General features: G+C 67.1%; 11 protein-coding genes and 1 pseudogene. 9 read left to right on the forward strand and 3 right to left on the reverse strand.

Translation table 11 applies throughout. The features are described 5' to 3' along the window. Positions 1-28: 28 nt before the first annotated feature. From O7546_RS10375 to O7546_RS10405, 7 genes are all read left to right on the forward strand, one after another. The gene (locus O7546_RS10375; RefSeq protein WP_281600824.1) at positions 29-2,488 is read left to right on the forward strand and encodes a hypothetical protein; all 2,460 of its coding nucleotides are present in this window, start codon (positions 29-31) and stop codon (positions 2,486-2,488) included. A 1,156-nt stretch (positions 2,489-3,644) separates the two neighbouring features. Continuing rightward, on the forward strand, positions 3,645-3,956 hold the full coding sequence (locus O7546_RS10380) for a hypothetical protein (protein ID WP_281600825.1): 312 nt from the start codon (positions 3,645-3,647) through the stop codon (positions 3,954-3,956). 459 nt (positions 3,957-4,415) lie between these two features. Beyond that, a complete protein-coding gene (locus O7546_RS10385) occupies positions 4,416-5,345 on the forward strand; it encodes a hypothetical protein (protein WP_281600826.1) in 930 nt (309 codons plus the stop codon). Positions 5,346-5,348: 3 nt separating this feature from the next. After that, positions 5,349-5,918, forward strand: coding sequence for a hypothetical protein (locus O7546_RS10390; protein WP_281600827.1), 570 nt, complete (start codon positions 5,349-5,351; stop codon positions 5,916-5,918). A 14-nt stretch (positions 5,919-5,932) separates the two neighbouring features. Next, positions 5,933-7,201 (forward strand): ThiF family adenylyltransferase, encoded by a 1,269-nt coding sequence (locus O7546_RS10395; protein ID WP_281600828.1) that lies wholly within the window; start codon positions 5,933-5,935, stop codon positions 7,199-7,201. 169 nt (positions 7,202-7,370) lie between these two features. Next, positions 7,371-7,709, forward strand: coding sequence for a Mov34/MPN/PAD-1 family protein (locus O7546_RS10400; protein ID WP_281600829.1), 339 nt, complete (start codon positions 7,371-7,373; stop codon positions 7,707-7,709). Then, positions 7,706-9,187 carry an SAVED domain-containing protein gene (locus O7546_RS10405; protein ID WP_281600830.1) on the forward strand — a complete coding sequence of 494 codons (1,482 nt, stop codon included), beginning with the start codon at positions 7,706-7,708 and terminating at the stop codon, positions 9,185-9,187. Before O7546_RS10400 ends, O7546_RS10405 begins: the two co-directional genes overlap by 4 nt. 44 nt (positions 9,188-9,231) lie before the next feature. Here O7546_RS10405 and O7546_RS10410 read toward each other — a convergent pair whose 3' ends face one another. Next, on the reverse strand, positions 9,232-9,642 hold the full coding sequence (locus tag O7546_RS10410; protein WP_281600831.1) for a hypothetical protein: 411 nt from the start codon (positions 9,640-9,642) through the stop codon (positions 9,232-9,234). A 361-nt stretch (positions 9,643-10,003) separates the two neighbouring features. Here O7546_RS10410 and O7546_RS10415 point away from each other — a divergent pair, with 361 nt between their 5' ends. Next, positions 10,004-12,808 carry an AAA family ATPase gene (locus tag O7546_RS10415; RefSeq protein ID WP_281600832.1) on the forward strand — a complete coding sequence of 935 codons (2,805 nt, stop codon included), beginning with the start codon at positions 10,004-10,006 and terminating at the stop codon, positions 12,806-12,808. Positions 12,809-12,884: 76 nt separating this feature from the next. Further along, positions 12,885-14,000 (forward strand): hypothetical protein, encoded by a 1,116-nt coding sequence (locus tag O7546_RS10420; protein WP_281600833.1) that lies wholly within the window; start codon positions 12,885-12,887, stop codon positions 13,998-14,000. Between the two features lie 1,077 nt (positions 14,001-15,077). On the opposite strand, the pseudogene O7546_RS10425 reads toward O7546_RS10420, so the two are convergent. Further along, positions 15,078-15,854 (reverse strand): annotated as a pseudogene (locus O7546_RS10425) (transposase family protein). 279 nt (positions 15,855-16,133) lie between these two features. Next, positions 16,134-16,571 (reverse strand): hypothetical protein, encoded by a 438-nt coding sequence (locus tag O7546_RS10430; protein WP_281600834.1) that lies wholly within the window; start codon positions 16,569-16,571, stop codon positions 16,134-16,136.

A 16,571-nucleotide genomic window follows, 5' to 3' on the forward strand; every position in this document is an offset into this window, starting at 1 on the left:
AGGAGGCGTAGGGTCCACAATGGCGGCCATGCGTCTGCTGGTCCACATCGCCGGAGAAGCCGATCTCCTCCTCGGCTCCGGCGCCGGCTCTGAGGAAACGCGCGCCGCGCTCGTCTCGACGCGGTGCGGAGAACTCAGGGCCGCCCTCACCGGTCCGGCCGGCGCCACCGCGGCCCTCGATCTCCTTTCGGCCGGCACCCCGCAGAAGGGCGTGGCCCAGACGCAGAGACAGAGCCTGCTACTCGGCACGCTGGCCGTCCTCGACAACACACCCGACCTGACGGTCGTGGTGCTCGGCACCAACCAGAGGCAACCTCACTGCCTGGACACCCTGCCCATCGCGGAGGCCATCGCCGCGATCATCAACAAGCGCGCCACCGAAGACGACACCTACCCGTTTCGTACCGCATCGGCGCTGGCCGTTCCGGACCTGCACGAGGAATCCGTGGTTACGGCGCTCACCGCCCACCTCGGCGGGGCACCGTCGTACGAGCAGGCCCTGATGACCTGGGGATCCGGCTCTACGACGATGACCATGGGCGCACTCACCGCTCTCTCCCAGGCGGGAGTTCCGTGGCAGCTCGTCTTCACCAACAATCCAGCCGGAGGGTCGGTCGTCGACCCACTGGACCAACTCGACGTCGACCCGGTCGTCGGCGTCTTCGTCCGCTGGCGCATGTTCGACTCCCTGGCCGACCTCGCCCGCCAGCAGCCGCCGACGGTCCGGCTCACCGACGCCCAACACGACCTGATCGATCGAGCCGCGCAACGCCGCCGCGCTGGCCTCGAAGCGCGGGACTGCGCGTCCCTGCGTGCCGTACTCGCCGACGCCGTCGTGCGCCGAGACGGCACCGCCAGTCTTGCCGTGCGCCGCTACGTCACCAGTCGCTATGCGGAACTGCTCGCCGTCGACAAGGCCGACCATCCCTGGGCCGAGGACCTGCTCCGCAAATACGAGAAGCCCAACGGCGGCCCTCCGCTCGGCGCGAAGCTGCGCAAGATCACACACAACCACCACGACGACCCGATGGTTTGCGCCTCGATCGACCTCCAGTCCTACCGGTGGCTGTTCAGCCCGGTGGTCGCCTCGCTGCAGAACATCGGCAAGGGAAGCCACAACCTCCGCCCGCCCGCCGGCTGCGACTCCAAGATCCTCGGGGAATACCTGTCCCGCTACAAGACCGACGAGACCGGCTGGGCGGACGTCGGTCTACCCGAGCCGCCGGTCACTCCGGCCGACACCGTACTGGCGGTATGGCCGGCGGGCATTCAGAGAAGGCCTGTGAGTATCGGAGGTGAGCTTCGCTCCATCGTCGCAGGTGAAACAGTCGGTCTACAGCTCAGCCAACACGATCTCCCAGAGGCGGTCAGCAAGCACGTCGGCCTGGACAAGATGCGGATCCGGGCGCTCATCTTCGGCGTAGACGATGGACAAGGCAGCCGTGACCTCGCGGAGGCCGACGCCCACCGAATCCGCACCTCCACTCACGAAGCGACGGGGGAGCCCCGGGGTGAGGCTTGGATCGAATCGACCGACCTGGCGGGTGCCGACTCGACGACCATTGAACGTGCCATCGAGGCCAGGCTGACCCGCGAGACCGCGGCGCTCCTGCTGATCCCCACGGGCAGCAAGTCGGTGGTGCTGACATTGTTGGGTGCCATGCGTCGGCTCGGAGCCAGGCGGGGCATCCCTCTGTTCGTCCGCCAAAACGCGAAGTCCGGAAGCCCAGGCGCCTACGAGGTGCACCAGTGGCCGGCTTTGACCGGCGGTGACCTGCCGCTCCTGATCGCCGCCCGTCGAGCGCTACAGAGCTTGGAGTTGGACGTCGCCTGGCGACTACTGGCCGCCTCGGCGATCGACAGGATGGTCATCGAGAAGGCGCGGCAGCTGGCCGATGCGTTTGCCTGCCGCGGGTCACTGCAGGAAGACGAGGTGCCCGTAGCGTCGGGTCACGGCGCGGACTGGAAGATGGGCATGATCGCTCAGCGTCTGGAGCTGGTTGAGGCCGCCCTCTCGTACGCCGGAGCCGACCAGATTCGCCTGCTGGTCCTCGCAGCCGACGCGATGGAGGCTTCTGTTGCCGCCACTCAGACGAGCGGGCCGGCCGGGCTGAAATACAGGCAGTTCCGCGAGGCTCTCCAGGAAGTAGCTGCGCATCGCGACAGGCCCGAAGCGTTGCCTCAGCGGGTACTTCTTCTGCTCAACCATGCTCGGGATCGCGCACCGATCACCCATGGAAGCGAGACCGACCCGGACGCGGTGGTGGCCGAGGCGGCAGACCAGCTCGCCGTGAAGTGGGAGCTCGGCCAAGCCGAGGCTGACGCCCTGCCTCGGGAGGTGTCTTCCCTACTGGTCTGCGCTTTCCTCGCGGCCGAAAATTGTGGGTACGGATGGCGTGGAACGTCTGACAGCCTCCTGCTGCGACACCGCGAAACCATCTCATTACTCGATGTTGCTATCGGTCAACGGCGCTCGCGCACCAACTGATGACGGGGGTGACTCCGGTCCTTCCGCAGTGAACCTTCCCTCCAGGGGTGATGAGCGACCTGCGGGCATGGAGCCGGTCGAGACCGGCAGGCACGATTTGCGACCCCTTCCGAGGTGATGAGCGACACCGCCTCCTGCCCTACGACGAGATCTCTACCGAGTTGAGATCCCTTCAGGAGCGACGAGCGACCCGTCCGGATTTACTACTCGCAGGCCGCGCACTACTCGTTGCGATCCCTTCAGGGGTAATGAGCGACGGGCGATCGAGAGCACCGACGCGTTCGACACCGACCGGTTGCGATCCCTCCAGAGGTGATGAGCGACTTCGACGAACCGGTTGGTTCGCCCCCTGCCCGGGCGTGTTGCGATCCCTTTGAGGGTGATGAGCGACCTTCCTCAACCAACCAACCGGAGTAACCAGCTCGTTGCGATCCCTTTAGGGGTGATGAACGACCCGAACCTTACGTCGCAGTTCAGGAAACGTTCGAAGCTGCGATCGGCGACTTTTGCAGCAGTCCTGCGGTCGTGTGTTCGTGCTGGTCACAGATTCGGGCTGACCTAGTGCGGTATCGCGTGGTGCCTCAGCGGCATGGGTGCCTGATCACCCGTCCGGGTGAAACCCTGTCGAGACAGCGTAGCTGCACCGGGTGTAGCTGAGTATCACGACGGTCCAGGACTCCGCTGCCGCAGGTGCAGGGCTGGGCGGACCAAGCACCTGGGGGTCGGACTCCATTCTTTACCAACCTCGTGGCCAGCAACCAGGATCGTCAGGGGTTGATAGGGGGAGCGTGGTTCATCTCGACACGCGCGAGCGGGTCGGCAGAAGAGCGCGCCTGCGGCGTCGAACTGCCGCAGCGAAGCCCGTCAAGGGCGGCCGGGTGCAGCGTTCTCACGGGTCTCGTTGACTCCTTGCAATGGTTATTTTCGATGGATATGATGGCGTTAGGCGGTTGCCATCCACGACGGTCGAGGAGCCTCACGCCACGGACCCGACGACTTACCACATCCGCACCGGCCCGACGCGCCATGACCGGCGCTGCGGCCGTGGTCTTCGCCGGCGCCAGCCTTGTTCGCCATCGACGCGGCGTCCGCCTTGGCCACACCCCCCCGGGTATCCCCCCCGGTTAAGGCGTCTGCCCAGTCGCAGCTCAACGCTTTGACCGTCAAGAGCAAGGGATCGACGAGCGGGTACTCCCGCGACCTGGTCCCGCACTGGATCACCATCAGCGGCGCCTGCAACACCCAGGAGACGGTCCTCAAACGCGACGGCACCTCCGTGGTCACCGACACCAGCTGCGCGGGGACCTCGAGCTGCTGGTACAGCCCGTACGACGGCGCGACGTGGACTGCCGCCTCCGAGGTCGACATCGTCCATGTCGTGCCCCTGGTCGAGGCATGGCACTCGGGCGCCAGCGGGTGGACCACCAGCCGGCGGCAGAACTTCGCCGACGACCTGGCCCGCTCGTAGCTGATCGCGGTAACGGGCAACGGCCCAGTCCAAGGGCGACCAGGATCCGTCGACGTGCCAGCCGCCGCTGTCGTCGAACCGGTGCGCCTACAGCAAGATGTGCATGACTGTGAAGTCAAGCTGGGGATTGAGCCTGCAGCCGTCGGAAACGTCTGTTCTACAGACCATGCTGAGCACCTCCTTGGCCCCCGTACGGCCTTACGGCGGAGAGCGACAGCCAGTACGGCCAGGACCAGCGTGTGGCCCCATATCCGCCGGTGAAGCGTGATCTCGGACTGGATGTCGTACTCCGACGGTACGGTCGGCATCTTCGATGCGCAGTCGGGAATGAATGGCCCGCCAGCGAGGTTGGTGACCGTGGGTTACCTATGAACCCGGCGGTCGTCCACCGATGCGATGGTTTGATCGTATAGGGGAGAGATGGGTGTAGACGAGGCGTTCGACGAGTTCCAGAAGACCGTGGACGCCGAGCGGATGCAGGTGGTGTTGGCCCGCGCTCGGCGCGACACCTTCAAGGAGGCGCTCGGAGCCGAGAGTGACGTGGAGGAGGTCTTCGGTTCGGGTTCGCTGCGGCGCAGCACACAACTCAAGCCAATCCACGACGTGGACTTGGTGGTCGTGTACGCGGAGGACGACCACCCGGACTGGGGCCGGCCGGGCGATTCGGCTGAGGAGGCCCTCGACTACACGCGGGGGCGGGTCAACGCGTTGCTGGGGGCGACCAACGGCACCGTCGACAAGTTGGTCCGGCTGGCGCGCTGGCGCAACCACGCGGTGAAGTGCTTCATCGATGACCCGGACGACCCGGACGCGTTCACGGTCGACACGATGCCGGCACTCCGGCAGGCCAACGGCACGCTGCTGATCCCGGAGGCGCTGTCGCACACGTGGGTGACCGCGGACCCGGAAGACCTGATCCGGCGCGTGGCCGACCACCAAGCCGACTGGGCGTACTTCCGGCCGCTCGTGCGCGTCCTCAAGGACTGGCGGCGCTCCGTGGAGGTCGAGGGTAAGATCAAGTCGCTGCTGATCGAGGTCCTGGCGCTTGAATGCATGCCCCGCTCGGGGAGCCGGGCCGAGGCGTTGCGGGCGTTCTTCACCGCCGCGGCGGTGCGGGTGAACATGCCGATCGAGGACCCGGCGGGCCACTGCGGTCTGATCCAGCCGGACCTGGACAAGATCGGCCTGCGGACCGCGCTAGAGGAGGCGTCGGAGATTGCCACGCGGGCGTGCGACCATGCGGCGGCGGGCAACACGGACGACGCGCTGCGGGCCTGGCAGGAGATTTTCGGCGAGGATTTCCCGGCCCCGGCGGCGAAGGTCAGGCCGGCCGCGGCCGGGCCGGCGCTGATCCTGCCCCGGCCGATCAAGGACGCCCCGCAGGGCTGATCGATGACATCTGACGACGGCGGCGCGGTGACGTGGTGGCAGTGCGAGCCGCGCCGACTCGCTCGCGACCAGGCCGAGATCGGCGAACGGTTCCCCGGGTTGCGGTGGTTTGATCCGGGTGCAGGCGGATGGATCGGGCGGCTGCCCCGGTGGCCGTTCGAGCGGCCGGAGCCCGCCGAACTACCGATGCTGGTGGGCGAGAAGGGTCTTGAGGTCGCGCTCCTGTACGGGCACGCCTACCCAATGGTCGCGCCGTTGATCTACCCGCAGGACCCGGAACCGGGGATCATCGAGCGATCGGACCACAAGTGGCACGTCAACGGCGATGGCAGCCTGTGCTTGTTACAGGACGACGCGACCTGGAACGGCCGCGGCTCGGTGGTTGACCTGCTGCTGAAGGCTGCTGGCTGGCGGGTGGAGTTTGCGCTGATGAAGGCTGGCGCGATCGAGGCGATGACCCTGCACGGCATCGTCGATGACGCGCAGTCCGACCATCTGGTCGCGGTCGCGGCCGAGGCCATCGAGGATTCTGATGGCCAACAGGCAGAGCGTGAACCGGACGACGTTCTGTGAATCGGCTCCTGGTCATGGTCCCGAGCGAGGGCGTTGACCGGCTGCGTGCCGCGGGCAGCCACGGAAGTGCGACCTTCAGGGTCTCCGATGCCGAGAACGTGGGCTATCTGTGTGCGATCTCGGTGAAGGAGGGGCTGACGCTCCCGGTGGAGATGTCACCGCGTACGCATTTCCTCAACTTCGGAGATCCGCGCCGGAGCGGCTACTGGTTTCGGGTGGCCACCGACCTGCACGTCGCGTGGGAATACGGGCGGCGCCGTAGCGGCGTGCTGCCGGTGCCCGCGTTCGCCGAACTGGTGCCGTCCGGCTTCAAGCAGCCGGGTGGCGGGAGCGGCTACATCGCGCTCACCTATGCGCCCAACGCGAAGATCGACCATCCGGGGGCCGGGATCACCGAGTTCGCGGCTTGGCTCGTGACCGCCGACGGCGTAACACCCTTGGACGTGACGTGCGAACCGCAGGTCGTCGGCAACGCTCAACTCACCCCTCAGTGGCCGGTCGACTCGCTGGCCACAGCAACGGTAACGGTCGTCGGGACCGGCAGCATCGGCGGCGCTACGGTGCACGCCCTCGCCGATTACGGCGTAGGCCGGCTGGTACTCGTCGACCCGGACCGCCTGCTGTGGCATAACCTCGTGCGTCACGTCAGCGGCCCGGCGCAGGTCGGCAAGATGAAGGTCTTCGCCCTCCGCGACGACCTTGAAAAACTGCGGCCCGAAACTCACATCGAGCCGCACGCTCTCGACGTCATCCGCGACGCCGACAAGGTTCGACCGCTGCTGGCCCGCAGCGACCTCGTCGTGTGCACCGCCGACGGTGTCGCCCCGCGCCGGGTCGTCAGCCACCTGGCCCGCCGCGCCGGGCTGGAGGCCGTACTCGCCTGCGTGCTGGAAGACGGCGGGATCGGTGAGATCCTGCGGCTACGGCCGTGGCCGGACCGGGGCTGCCTGGTCTGCCAACGGCAGGCTCTCACCGACGCCGGAGCGATCGATCCCGAGCCCGCCCTGGACGCCGGCTACGGCACCGGCACCCGCCACCGGCCTATGACCGCGGTCGGGTCGGACCTCCACCTGGTCGGCCAACTCGCCGCCAAGGCCGCCGTCGCCACGCTCCTGGAATGTGCAGGCCACCCGGACCAGCGGCTGCCCGGCGATCACGGATTGCTCGCGCTCCGCCCGAAACCAGGCTGGCCGCCGCCGTTCGACCTGGCCCGCGCCGGAGAACTGCGCTGGCTGGACGCTCGCCCGCCCGTATCCGGTTGCCCGACCTGCGAGGAACCGTGACGGTCGAGTCGCCCGTCCAGCGCGTTCACCTCACCGCCGCCGCCCACGCCGTCATCAGGCAGGAATGCACTCGCTCCCAGGACGGTAACGAGACCGGCGGCATCCTGCTCGGCCATGTCCACCACGGCGTGGCGGAAATCCGGGTCGCCGGCGGCCCGGGCCGACGGCCGTGCGGCAGCCTGCCTTCTTCCTCCGCGACCTCGGGCACGCCCAGCAACTCGCGCACGACGCCTTTACTCGCGATGGGAGCATCTGGGTCGGCGAATGGCACACCCACCTCGCCGCCGCCCCGGTCCCGAGCGGACGCGACCTCGCCACATACGCGCGGCTGCTCGCGGACCCGGACCTCGGCTTCGAGACCATCGTCGCGATCATCGCCGTCGCGAACCCCAAGTGGGAGCAGCCAGCGGCATACGCATGGGCTTGCTTCGGCAACCACGCGGTCGCCGTCCCCCTGGTCCTGGTCACCGACGACCAACGCCCGACCTCAACGGAGGACCACCGATGACCTCGCCCGAACCCGAACCTGCCGCTGGCTCGCTGTCCCGTGTCGGAGCATTGCGATCCGGGTTCTACTACCAGGACCTCATCGCCTGGTCAGCCGCCCTGCGCGTCCTCCAGCCCAACGCCGGGTACAACCAACTGGAAATCGAAGTCAATGGGGCCGGCAACGTGGACGACGTCATCCTACGCGCCAGCGCCGACCGTCACCGCTACGCGCAGGTGAAGTGGGCGGCCAAGACCGCCGACCTCATCAACGATGGCTACCTGACCGGCGTGCCAAAGAAAGGCAAGTCGCTGCTGCAAAAGTTCCACGGAAGTTGGACACTGCTGCGTGACCGAGACGACGTCCCGCCGAGCCTGGAACTGACCACCAACCGCGCTCTCGACCCGACCGATCCGCTGCTGAGCCTCGTCGACGGACGCTCCGACTGCCTCAATCCGGCAGCACGCCTCGCAAGTCCCACCTCTCCCGAGGGGCGCCGCATCGATGAATGGGCGAGCCACCTGCAATGCGATCGCGATGACGTGCTCGCGATGCTCGATGGACTCGTGTTCAAGGTCGGCCTGACCATCAGCAGTGAGAAGGATCGCGCACAGGCACTCATGCTCGCCAACGGACTTCAAGCCGACAACGAAGCCCTTGACCGCGGTGTTGCCCTCATCGACAAATGGGTACGCGAAGGCAGGCGAATCCTCACTCGCGAGGACATCTGCAAGGAGGTGGAGCGAGTGAACCTGCGCGCCGACGACCCTCGCGCCGTACTTCTCGTCCAGGCGATCAAGCGCGAACCGCACCCCGACGATGCCACCGTTGTCCTCGACTGGGTCGACCTGTACGACGGCGACACGCCACCGCTGCGACGCCAACCACGCGACCCAGCCGACTGGGCGACCATGAGCAACGATATAGACGAAGCCGTCGACACCCTCACCGCCCAGGGCAACAACGACATCCTCCTACGCGGCTTCATGCGCCAGGCCACCTTCTTTACCATCGGCGCACGCCTCGCCCAGGTCACCGGCACCACCATCACCTACCTGCAGAACAGCGCAGCCTGGACGTCGAACGCGAAACACGTACCGATCTCCGCCCCCGACGGTGTCACGACCACAGTCGGCAACGGCAACGAACTGGCCGTGGCCATCGGGATGAGCGTCGACCCGACGAGCGCGGTCTCCCGATATGTCTCTGACGCGAACCTCGCGATCGACAGGATTCTCACGCTGCTGCCCGCCGACGGCGCACACGATCAGTCCGTCGCCGGCGCCGGCGAGGCCGTCGCCTACGCCCAGGCACTACGCAACGCTATCCGCCAAGACCTCGAATGCAAGCCCGCCGCTCGTGTCCACATCTTCCTCGCCGGGCCCGGCGGCCTTGCGCTTCTGCTCGGACATCGGTGGAACCGGGTTGCCCAGACAACGGTCTATGAAGACCTTGGCGCTGGGCGCGGCTACGTCCCGGCGTTCAAGGTCGATGCCTAACTGGCGGTCGGCGGACTCCGCTGGTGCATCGACAGTCAGGGGCATCAACTCGTAGTCCGCTGCGAAGCAGCCATCCACTTTCCCGGTGGGCCGGGCGTCTTCGCCGGTGGGGGAACGAGGTCCCGGCCGACGAGCACGGCGAACGGTACGGCGGGCACGGCGATCACGACGGCCAGCACCAGGAAGAGGGCCCCGGTCCGGACCAGCCGCAGCCGGTACGCGACGAGCGCGACCACGGCCGGCCCGACGGCCGTCATCAACGCGGCGACCAGCAGGGCCAGGCTCGCCCGACGTTTGAGGTCCGCGACCTCGCCGGGTTGGTCGCCGTAGCTGACGCTCCACTGCTCCAGGCCGGTGCCCACCCACCACACCGTCGCCGCGTTCAGGCCCGTAGACCCAGACCAGGACCAGGAATCCCACCATCGGGCCACCACGCCGACCGCCTCAGACGTCATATGCCCAGCGTGGACGGCTCAACCCGGCTGAGCCGGAGTCGGCGTACTCAGACTCGCCCGGCCGGGACGGAGCCGTGCAGCTGTGTCGTACACCAGGTTAGTTGGGTGGTCGAGACGGTGCCGCTAGCTAGCCAACCCCTCCGGCGAAGCGGTGAAGCCTGAGCAGGGATTGGGCCCACTGTCGCCACGCTTATCCCGGGCAGCCAGGGAGCTAGTTTCTGGTGATCTTCAGCGATTGCTGGGTTCGCATGGCCCTTCCGTACTCGGTCGGTTTCCTCTGTCAGCTCGCGGAACGATCGTGGGATGCTGTCGTGTGCCGTGGCTGCGGCATGGAGCCGACGACAGGGGCGAGTGAGTTTTGGTGATCCATCCCGATGACCTGCCCCGGTGGCGGCGCAAGCTCGATCAGATCGAGGCGGCTGTCGATCTCGACGAGGAGGCGAAGCAGCGCTGGGCCGAAGCGGACGAACTGCGACCCACCCGGGATGCCGAGGCCCGTGCTCTGGTCTCGGAGCTCGTCGCCACTCGGGATTTCGCGGCGTTCCGGGCAGGCTCGGACAAGTGGTCACGCCAGGAGGGCCCGTACAACGCCTTCTCGGGTTTCGGCCAGATGTGGCTCAACCAAGTCGCCAACAACCTGCCCGATGACCCCGAAGCGCTGAGCGTGCTGGTCCGCGCCTTCACCACGCCGGCCGCCTTGGAGGAGGCACGCTACCGGTTCGCCGAGGTCGAGCGGGTGACCCGGGACCTGGCGAGCAAGGGGCAACCCGCCGTCGGGCGGATCCCGTACGTCTTGTCGGTGTTCTGGTCGACGGACGACGTGCGGCCGGGCTGGCCGGTGATGTGGAAGAGCGCGCCGGAGCGGATGCGGGCGCTAGGTTGGCTGCGGACGTGGGAGAACGCCGACTGCTACCTAGCGGTGGTGGAAGTGGCACGCGCCTTCTATCCGGACGATGTCCACCGGTTCGAGCGGATGATGTGGTTCCTGTCCGAGCGCCAGGGGTTCGTGGGAGTCAACCCCGCTGTGCGGGAGATGTGCGACGAGGCTGCCGGCATCATGACTACCTACGAGGTGGGCGCGCGCTATCCAGACGAGGAACGTGCGAGCCGGGCAGCCGCTCTCGCCGCCCAACTCAAGGGTGAGCTGCACATCGCCGCCAAGGGGCTTCTGGCGGACTTACGAGCCGCCACGGGGCTCGAGCTGGAGATCTCGCAACCGCAGGACCGGATCGCTTCGGACAAGGGTGCTGCGTATCGTGCGGACGCCTACGCCACCTGGTCGCTGCCCGGGGCGGTGTCTGCGGCCGGCCTACGGTTGTGGGCCACGCGTTCAGGGCTTGCGCTCGGCCTGTATGACTGGCGGAACTCGGGCGCCGGCGCGGCGCTTGCCGCGGGTCCGCTCCCCGCCGGTCACCGCTTCTTCGAGATCCGTCCCCATCTCACCGGAGACCGGCTCGTTCCGGTCGACGCCGATCCGGGTGGGAGCACATTCGTGGGGAAGTGGTGGCCCTGGTCCGACGTCCCCCAGGGCGTCTCTTTGAGGGACGCCATTCTGGAGGAGGTGGGTCGGCTCAAGCCTCTGGTGAGGCTGGTCGCCGGTGAGGGAGAGGCCGCTCCGACGACGACCCCCGAGGGGGAGGACCTAGCGGCCGCGCTCGCCAGGTTCAAGGCTGAGCGCCCATATCCGAACGACAAGGACGAGTGGCACGTCGAACAACGACAGCAGTTCGCTGAGGCCCTCTCATCCGAGAACCTGGCCATCTTCGACCTGGACCAATTCCGGTTACTCGTGAATGGCAAGCGCTACGGCAGCCCGGGTCCCCAGTCGGTGCTTAACGCCAGCCTCGCGGGCATGGACTCGGTCGCCCTCGACGCCTTCGCCAACAAGATTCGTGAAATCCTCTTCGGTGACGGAGAGGTCGCCGCCCGCATCGACCGCGGCCTGGATTGGCAGGATCTCGGCACGAAAGGGCTGGGCGAGAGCGTACTGCTGAAGCTATTCGCCGTCAGCGACCACCGGCGCTTCCTGCCGATCTTCCCGCTGACAGGTCCGATGGGCAAGATCGCCATGCTGCGCCGGTTCGGGCTCGCGGAACCTGACGGCGCGTTGAGCCGCGGTCAGCAGCACGTCGAGGCGAACGATCGGCTGCGGGCAACCCTCGAGCAGTTGCTGCCCGGCGATCCCTGGGGACAGGGCCAGTTCGCCTACTGGATGCTCAACCACGACGCGGTGGAGCCGGTCGAGGAGGAGGATCGCATCGCCCGGGTCGCGCAGGATCTACTGCTGCCCGAGCCGTTCCTGCGCGAGCTCGCTGAACTGCTCGATGAGAAGGGGCAACTCATCTTCTACGGCCCTCCGGGCACCGGCAAGACCTATCTGGCGGACCAGCTCGCCGAAGCCTTGCAGCCGGACCCGGATCGGCGAATGCTCGTCCAGTTTCACCCGTCCACCTCCTACGAGGACTTCTTCGAGGGCTACCGGCCACGCACCGATGAACGCGGGCAGCTGACCTACGAGCTTCGGTCCGGGCCGCTTGCGTTGATGGCGGAGAAGGCGGAGAGCAATCCCGGAGTCCCACACTTCTTGATCATCGATGAGATCAATAGGGCTAACCTGCCGCGCGTCTTCGGTGAACTGCTGTTCCTTCTGGAATACCGGAACAAGGCCGTACGCACCGCCTATCGGCCCGACGAACCATTCGAGCTGCCGCGCAACCTCTTCTTCATCGGCACCATGAACACTGCCGACAGGTCGATCGCGATGGTGGACGCTGCCCTGCGCCGGCGGTTCCACTTCATCCCGTTCATGCCGCACGAGGGGCCGATGCGGTCGCTGCTCGTTGACTGGTTGAAGAAGAACGGGGAGCCGGTGTGGGTCGCCGGACTGGTGGATCAGGTGAACGAGCAGCTCCGGGTCCTGCTGAAGGGACCGCACCTGCAGGTCGGCCACAGCCACTTCATGAGGCAGGGCCTCAGCGACGAGCGACTTGCACGCGTCTGGGAGTACGACATCTACCCCTTCATCGAGGACCAGTTGTACGGTCGGCCCGACCAACTGGAGCAGTTCGCCTGGGCGAAGGTGTACGCCGCGTACGGGCCATCCTCCGCCTCGGGGAGCGCGGCTGTGGATGCCGCCTCGGATGATTCCGATGAGTCTTCCTTCTGACACCCGGGTCGCCGACGTAGTCAAGCTTCGCGAGTACGAGACCTCGCCGCGGCCCGTAGCTCTCAACGTCGCGGAGGTGTCCGTGCTCCGCGGCCTCCCCGGCGGTCGCCTCGGACTCACGCCGTCGGACGAGCCCGGTTGCTACCTCCTCCAGGCCACCTCCTGGGTGGGCGCCGTAGTCCTACCTCGGCTGACCATCCAGATCCTGCCGAAGGTGCAGGACCTGCGGACGGTTCTGACCATGTTCACCTCCGGCGCAGGACTGGTGGAGTGGGGGACCGACGGGGCGGCGTACGACCAGAGCGACCTCGTCGAAGGCGTGGCGGGACTGCTGCTACGGACGACCAACGGGGCGACCCGCCGAGGGCTCGTCCACGGCTACCGTGCCGCCAACGAGCGACTCCCGGTGATCCGCGGACGCATGGACGTCCAGCAGTTGGCCGCGCGGCCGTGGGACTCCTGGCCAGTGCCGTGCCGCTTTGACGACTTCACGGCAGACATCCCCGAGAACCGGATCCTACTGGCGGCCGTTCGGCACGTCCTGCGGTGGCCGGTGGGCCCCGTCCTCCGGCGTATGGCCGGTGAGCTGCTTCAACGCCTCGAAGGAGTGGGTGACTCACCGGTCGCGATGACCGAGTACGACCTGATCCGGCGCACACCGCTCAATCAGCACTACCAACCGGCCCTTACCCTCGCGCGGCTGGTCCTCGAGGGCTTCGGCCTCACCCAGGGCGCGGGTGGACTGACAGCGCAGACCTTCCTGGTCGACATGAACAAGCTATTCGAGAAGTGGATCGGGGACGAGCTACGCGCAAGGCTCTACCCCACAATCGAGGTTGTCGAGCAGATGGCTGTCCCCCTGAGCGTCTCGCCGGCCGTCACCATGAACCCCGACCTGGTCTTCCTGCGCGGCACGAAGACCGTTTTCGTCGCGGACGTTAAGTACAAGCTGACCGGGGGCGGTCTGGGGCGTACCAGCGACTATTACCAGCTGCTGGCCTACACCACGGCCCTGCGACTACGACGCGGAATGCTCATTTACTGCCGTGCCGACCTCGCTCCGGACCGAGTCATCACAGTGGTCGGGGGCAACCAGCGCCTGCACACCCACCCGATGGATCTGAGCGGGTCGCCTGAAGTGGTGGCCGAGGCGCTCGATGCCCTCGCGGAGTCGATCAGGAAGCTGACCTGACGGCGTACACGGAAGTTCAGGTGGCCGCGGTCGGTGTGTTGCGCGGCGAAGCCGCGCCGCTGTTTCGGCACCGATCGGCCCTGGGGGGCCCGAGACCGGCTGACCCCCAAGCTGGCGGCGATCGCGAGGAGAGCTAGCGGCCCGGCGATGCCGCAGTCATTCCGGCTCGTCGTACCCGTTGCGGAACAGGGTGTCGGGGCGCGTCCCGTTGGAGCCGCTGCTGGTCCAGCGCAAGGCTACATTCGCCGAAGTGGCCTCCGGGTGGCGATTCCTCTAGGGGTGATGAGCGACCTGGCCAGGAGATAGCCAAAGAGGTTCACATCTACATGTTGCGATCCCTCGCGGGTTGACCGCACGGACCCGATAGCGCTCGTCGACCACCTGGGCGGTGGACGGTGATGAGTGACGGCCGTCGCCAACATGGTCGGGGAGTACACCTTCTAGTTGCGATCCCTTCAGGGATGATCAGCGCCCGGGCGGCACATCCCCGATGGGCTGCGGCTGGCGGCGTTGAGATCCCTTCAGGCTGATGAGCGACCGTCCCGCCCGGCGCGTCCTACGTCAAGAACTTCATGTTGCGATCCCTCAAGGGGTGATGAGCGACCGAAGGGCATGTACGGGCCCTACAACGACTCGGCGACGTTGTGATCCCTCCAGGGGTGATGAGCGACGCTGACCGCGCGGGTGATGGTGCCGGCCGGGCCACGGTTGCGATCCCTCTAGGGGTGATGAGAGACGCGCGCGTCAAGTTCAACGGCAGCTTCCGGCTGAGGGTGTTGCGATCCCTTCAGGGGTGATGAGCGACCCGCAGCACCACCCCGCGCAGGTGCAGGTCTACTCGTTGCGATCCCTCCAGGGTGATGAGCGACCCGGAACCTTAAGTCGCAGGTCAGAGCCGCTTTCCGAGCCTTGGTTGAGGCGGATTTTGCAGCAGCCCGGTGGTTGTGCATTTGTGCTGGTCAGAGCTTTGGGCTGACCTAGTCCGATATCGGCTGACAGTACCTCAGCGGAACGGGTTCGCTGATCACCCGTCCCGGTGCAACCCTGTCGAGAGAGCGTAGCTACAAAGAGCCATTTTCATCGTGGGTAGCGTGCTTCCTCGGCGGCTTGAAGGACGAGGATGGCCTGGACGATCGGGGTGGCGCGGCGTGGGCAGCAGCGTAGTTCGGTCAGGATCTTCCACGTCTTGAGCGTGGAGACGGGCGCGTTCACCGAGGGCTCGGATCTTGGCGTGGTGCCGGTTGACGGCTTCTACCGGCGGGACAGTCGGGTGCGGCGGCGTTTGAACGGGGTCCAGCCGGTGCCGCGGGCGCCTTGGTAGCCCTTATCGGCGAAGGTCAGTACGTCTGCGCTGGTCAGCGCGTCGATGATGCGGTGGGTTCGAGCTGCGGTCAGGTCGTGGACCGAACCGGGCAGCGCCGGGGAAGCCCAGACGAGCCGGCCAGCGGCATCGGCCATGACCTGCACGTTCACGCCGTGGTGCTTGTGTTTCCCGGGGTAGTATGGCCGCTGGTCGGCGACCCGGTCGGTCGGAATCAGGGTGCCGTCCAGGACCGCGTACGCCAGCTGGCGGATCCGTTCCATGGCGGTGGCCAGGTCGTGGGCGGCCGTCCCGAGCAGGGCAATCGCTTCCTGCACATAGCGCCAGGCGGTGGCGACGCCGATCTCGAAGCCGGCAGCGAGTCGGGTGTAGGGCGTCGCCGTTGCGCAGGTGGGCGAGAGCCAGTAGCGCCTGTCGACCGGGGTCGAGGCGCCGTCACCGGGAGCGGCGCTGCTTGCGGTGGCCGCGGATGCGTTCGGCGAGGTGGTTCAGGATACGGCTGACAACGGAATCGTGGCGGGGTAGGACAGCATGGCGAGGCTCCCGGTCGGGGCCTCGACTCTTGGTCGACAGCTGTCCTGCTGGAGCCTCGCACCCATCGATCACCGGGCCTGCCACACCCGCCCCGAGCTGCAAGATCGCCTTGGAAAAGGCTCAATCAACGGGGCCCGGCACATGCGGCCTGAACCACTCAACCCCGAAGCAACCGAACCCGGGGCAGTCCCGGAGTCATCGGAGGGGTCCTCGCGCTGCCGACCGCCCCAGCAATCACGGCGATGTAGCCGCGGCCGGTTGGCAGCCGTTACTGCGACTTATCGTCCAGTAGCTGCACCCTGCAACCTTCGGTCCCGCAGGGCCGCGGGAGCCGGGTAAAGGTCTTCCTCGAGTGCGTCGACGGCCGAAGTCCACGCATCGATATCCTTCAGAGGGGGCGTCGGATCTGGGTTGCGGCCATGCAGGATCTCGCAGATCGCGACGTATGCCTCCAGCGCGCCGGCGATCGCCCGCATGCGGCGGACCTGGGCTTCAGGCGATAGCCCCGGCTCGCCGATGCTGAGGTACAGCCGTCGTTCGATCATGGAGATGTCCGGCTTCGCAGCAATCACCGTGCTGGGCAGCCCGGCCGCTGCGCGCTCGATGCGAACGCGAAGCACCAGCGCTGCGAGCGCCGCCTTTTCGGTCGGGCCGCCAGGCCACCCTCGGTAGGCGGCCTGGAGGTCCGCTAGCTCGACGTCCGGATAAGTGGCCAT

The organism is Micromonospora sp. WMMA1976 (assembly GCF_027497335.1).
GTDB lineage: Bacteria > Actinomycetota > Actinomycetes > Mycobacteriales > Micromonosporaceae > Micromonospora > Micromonospora aurantiaca.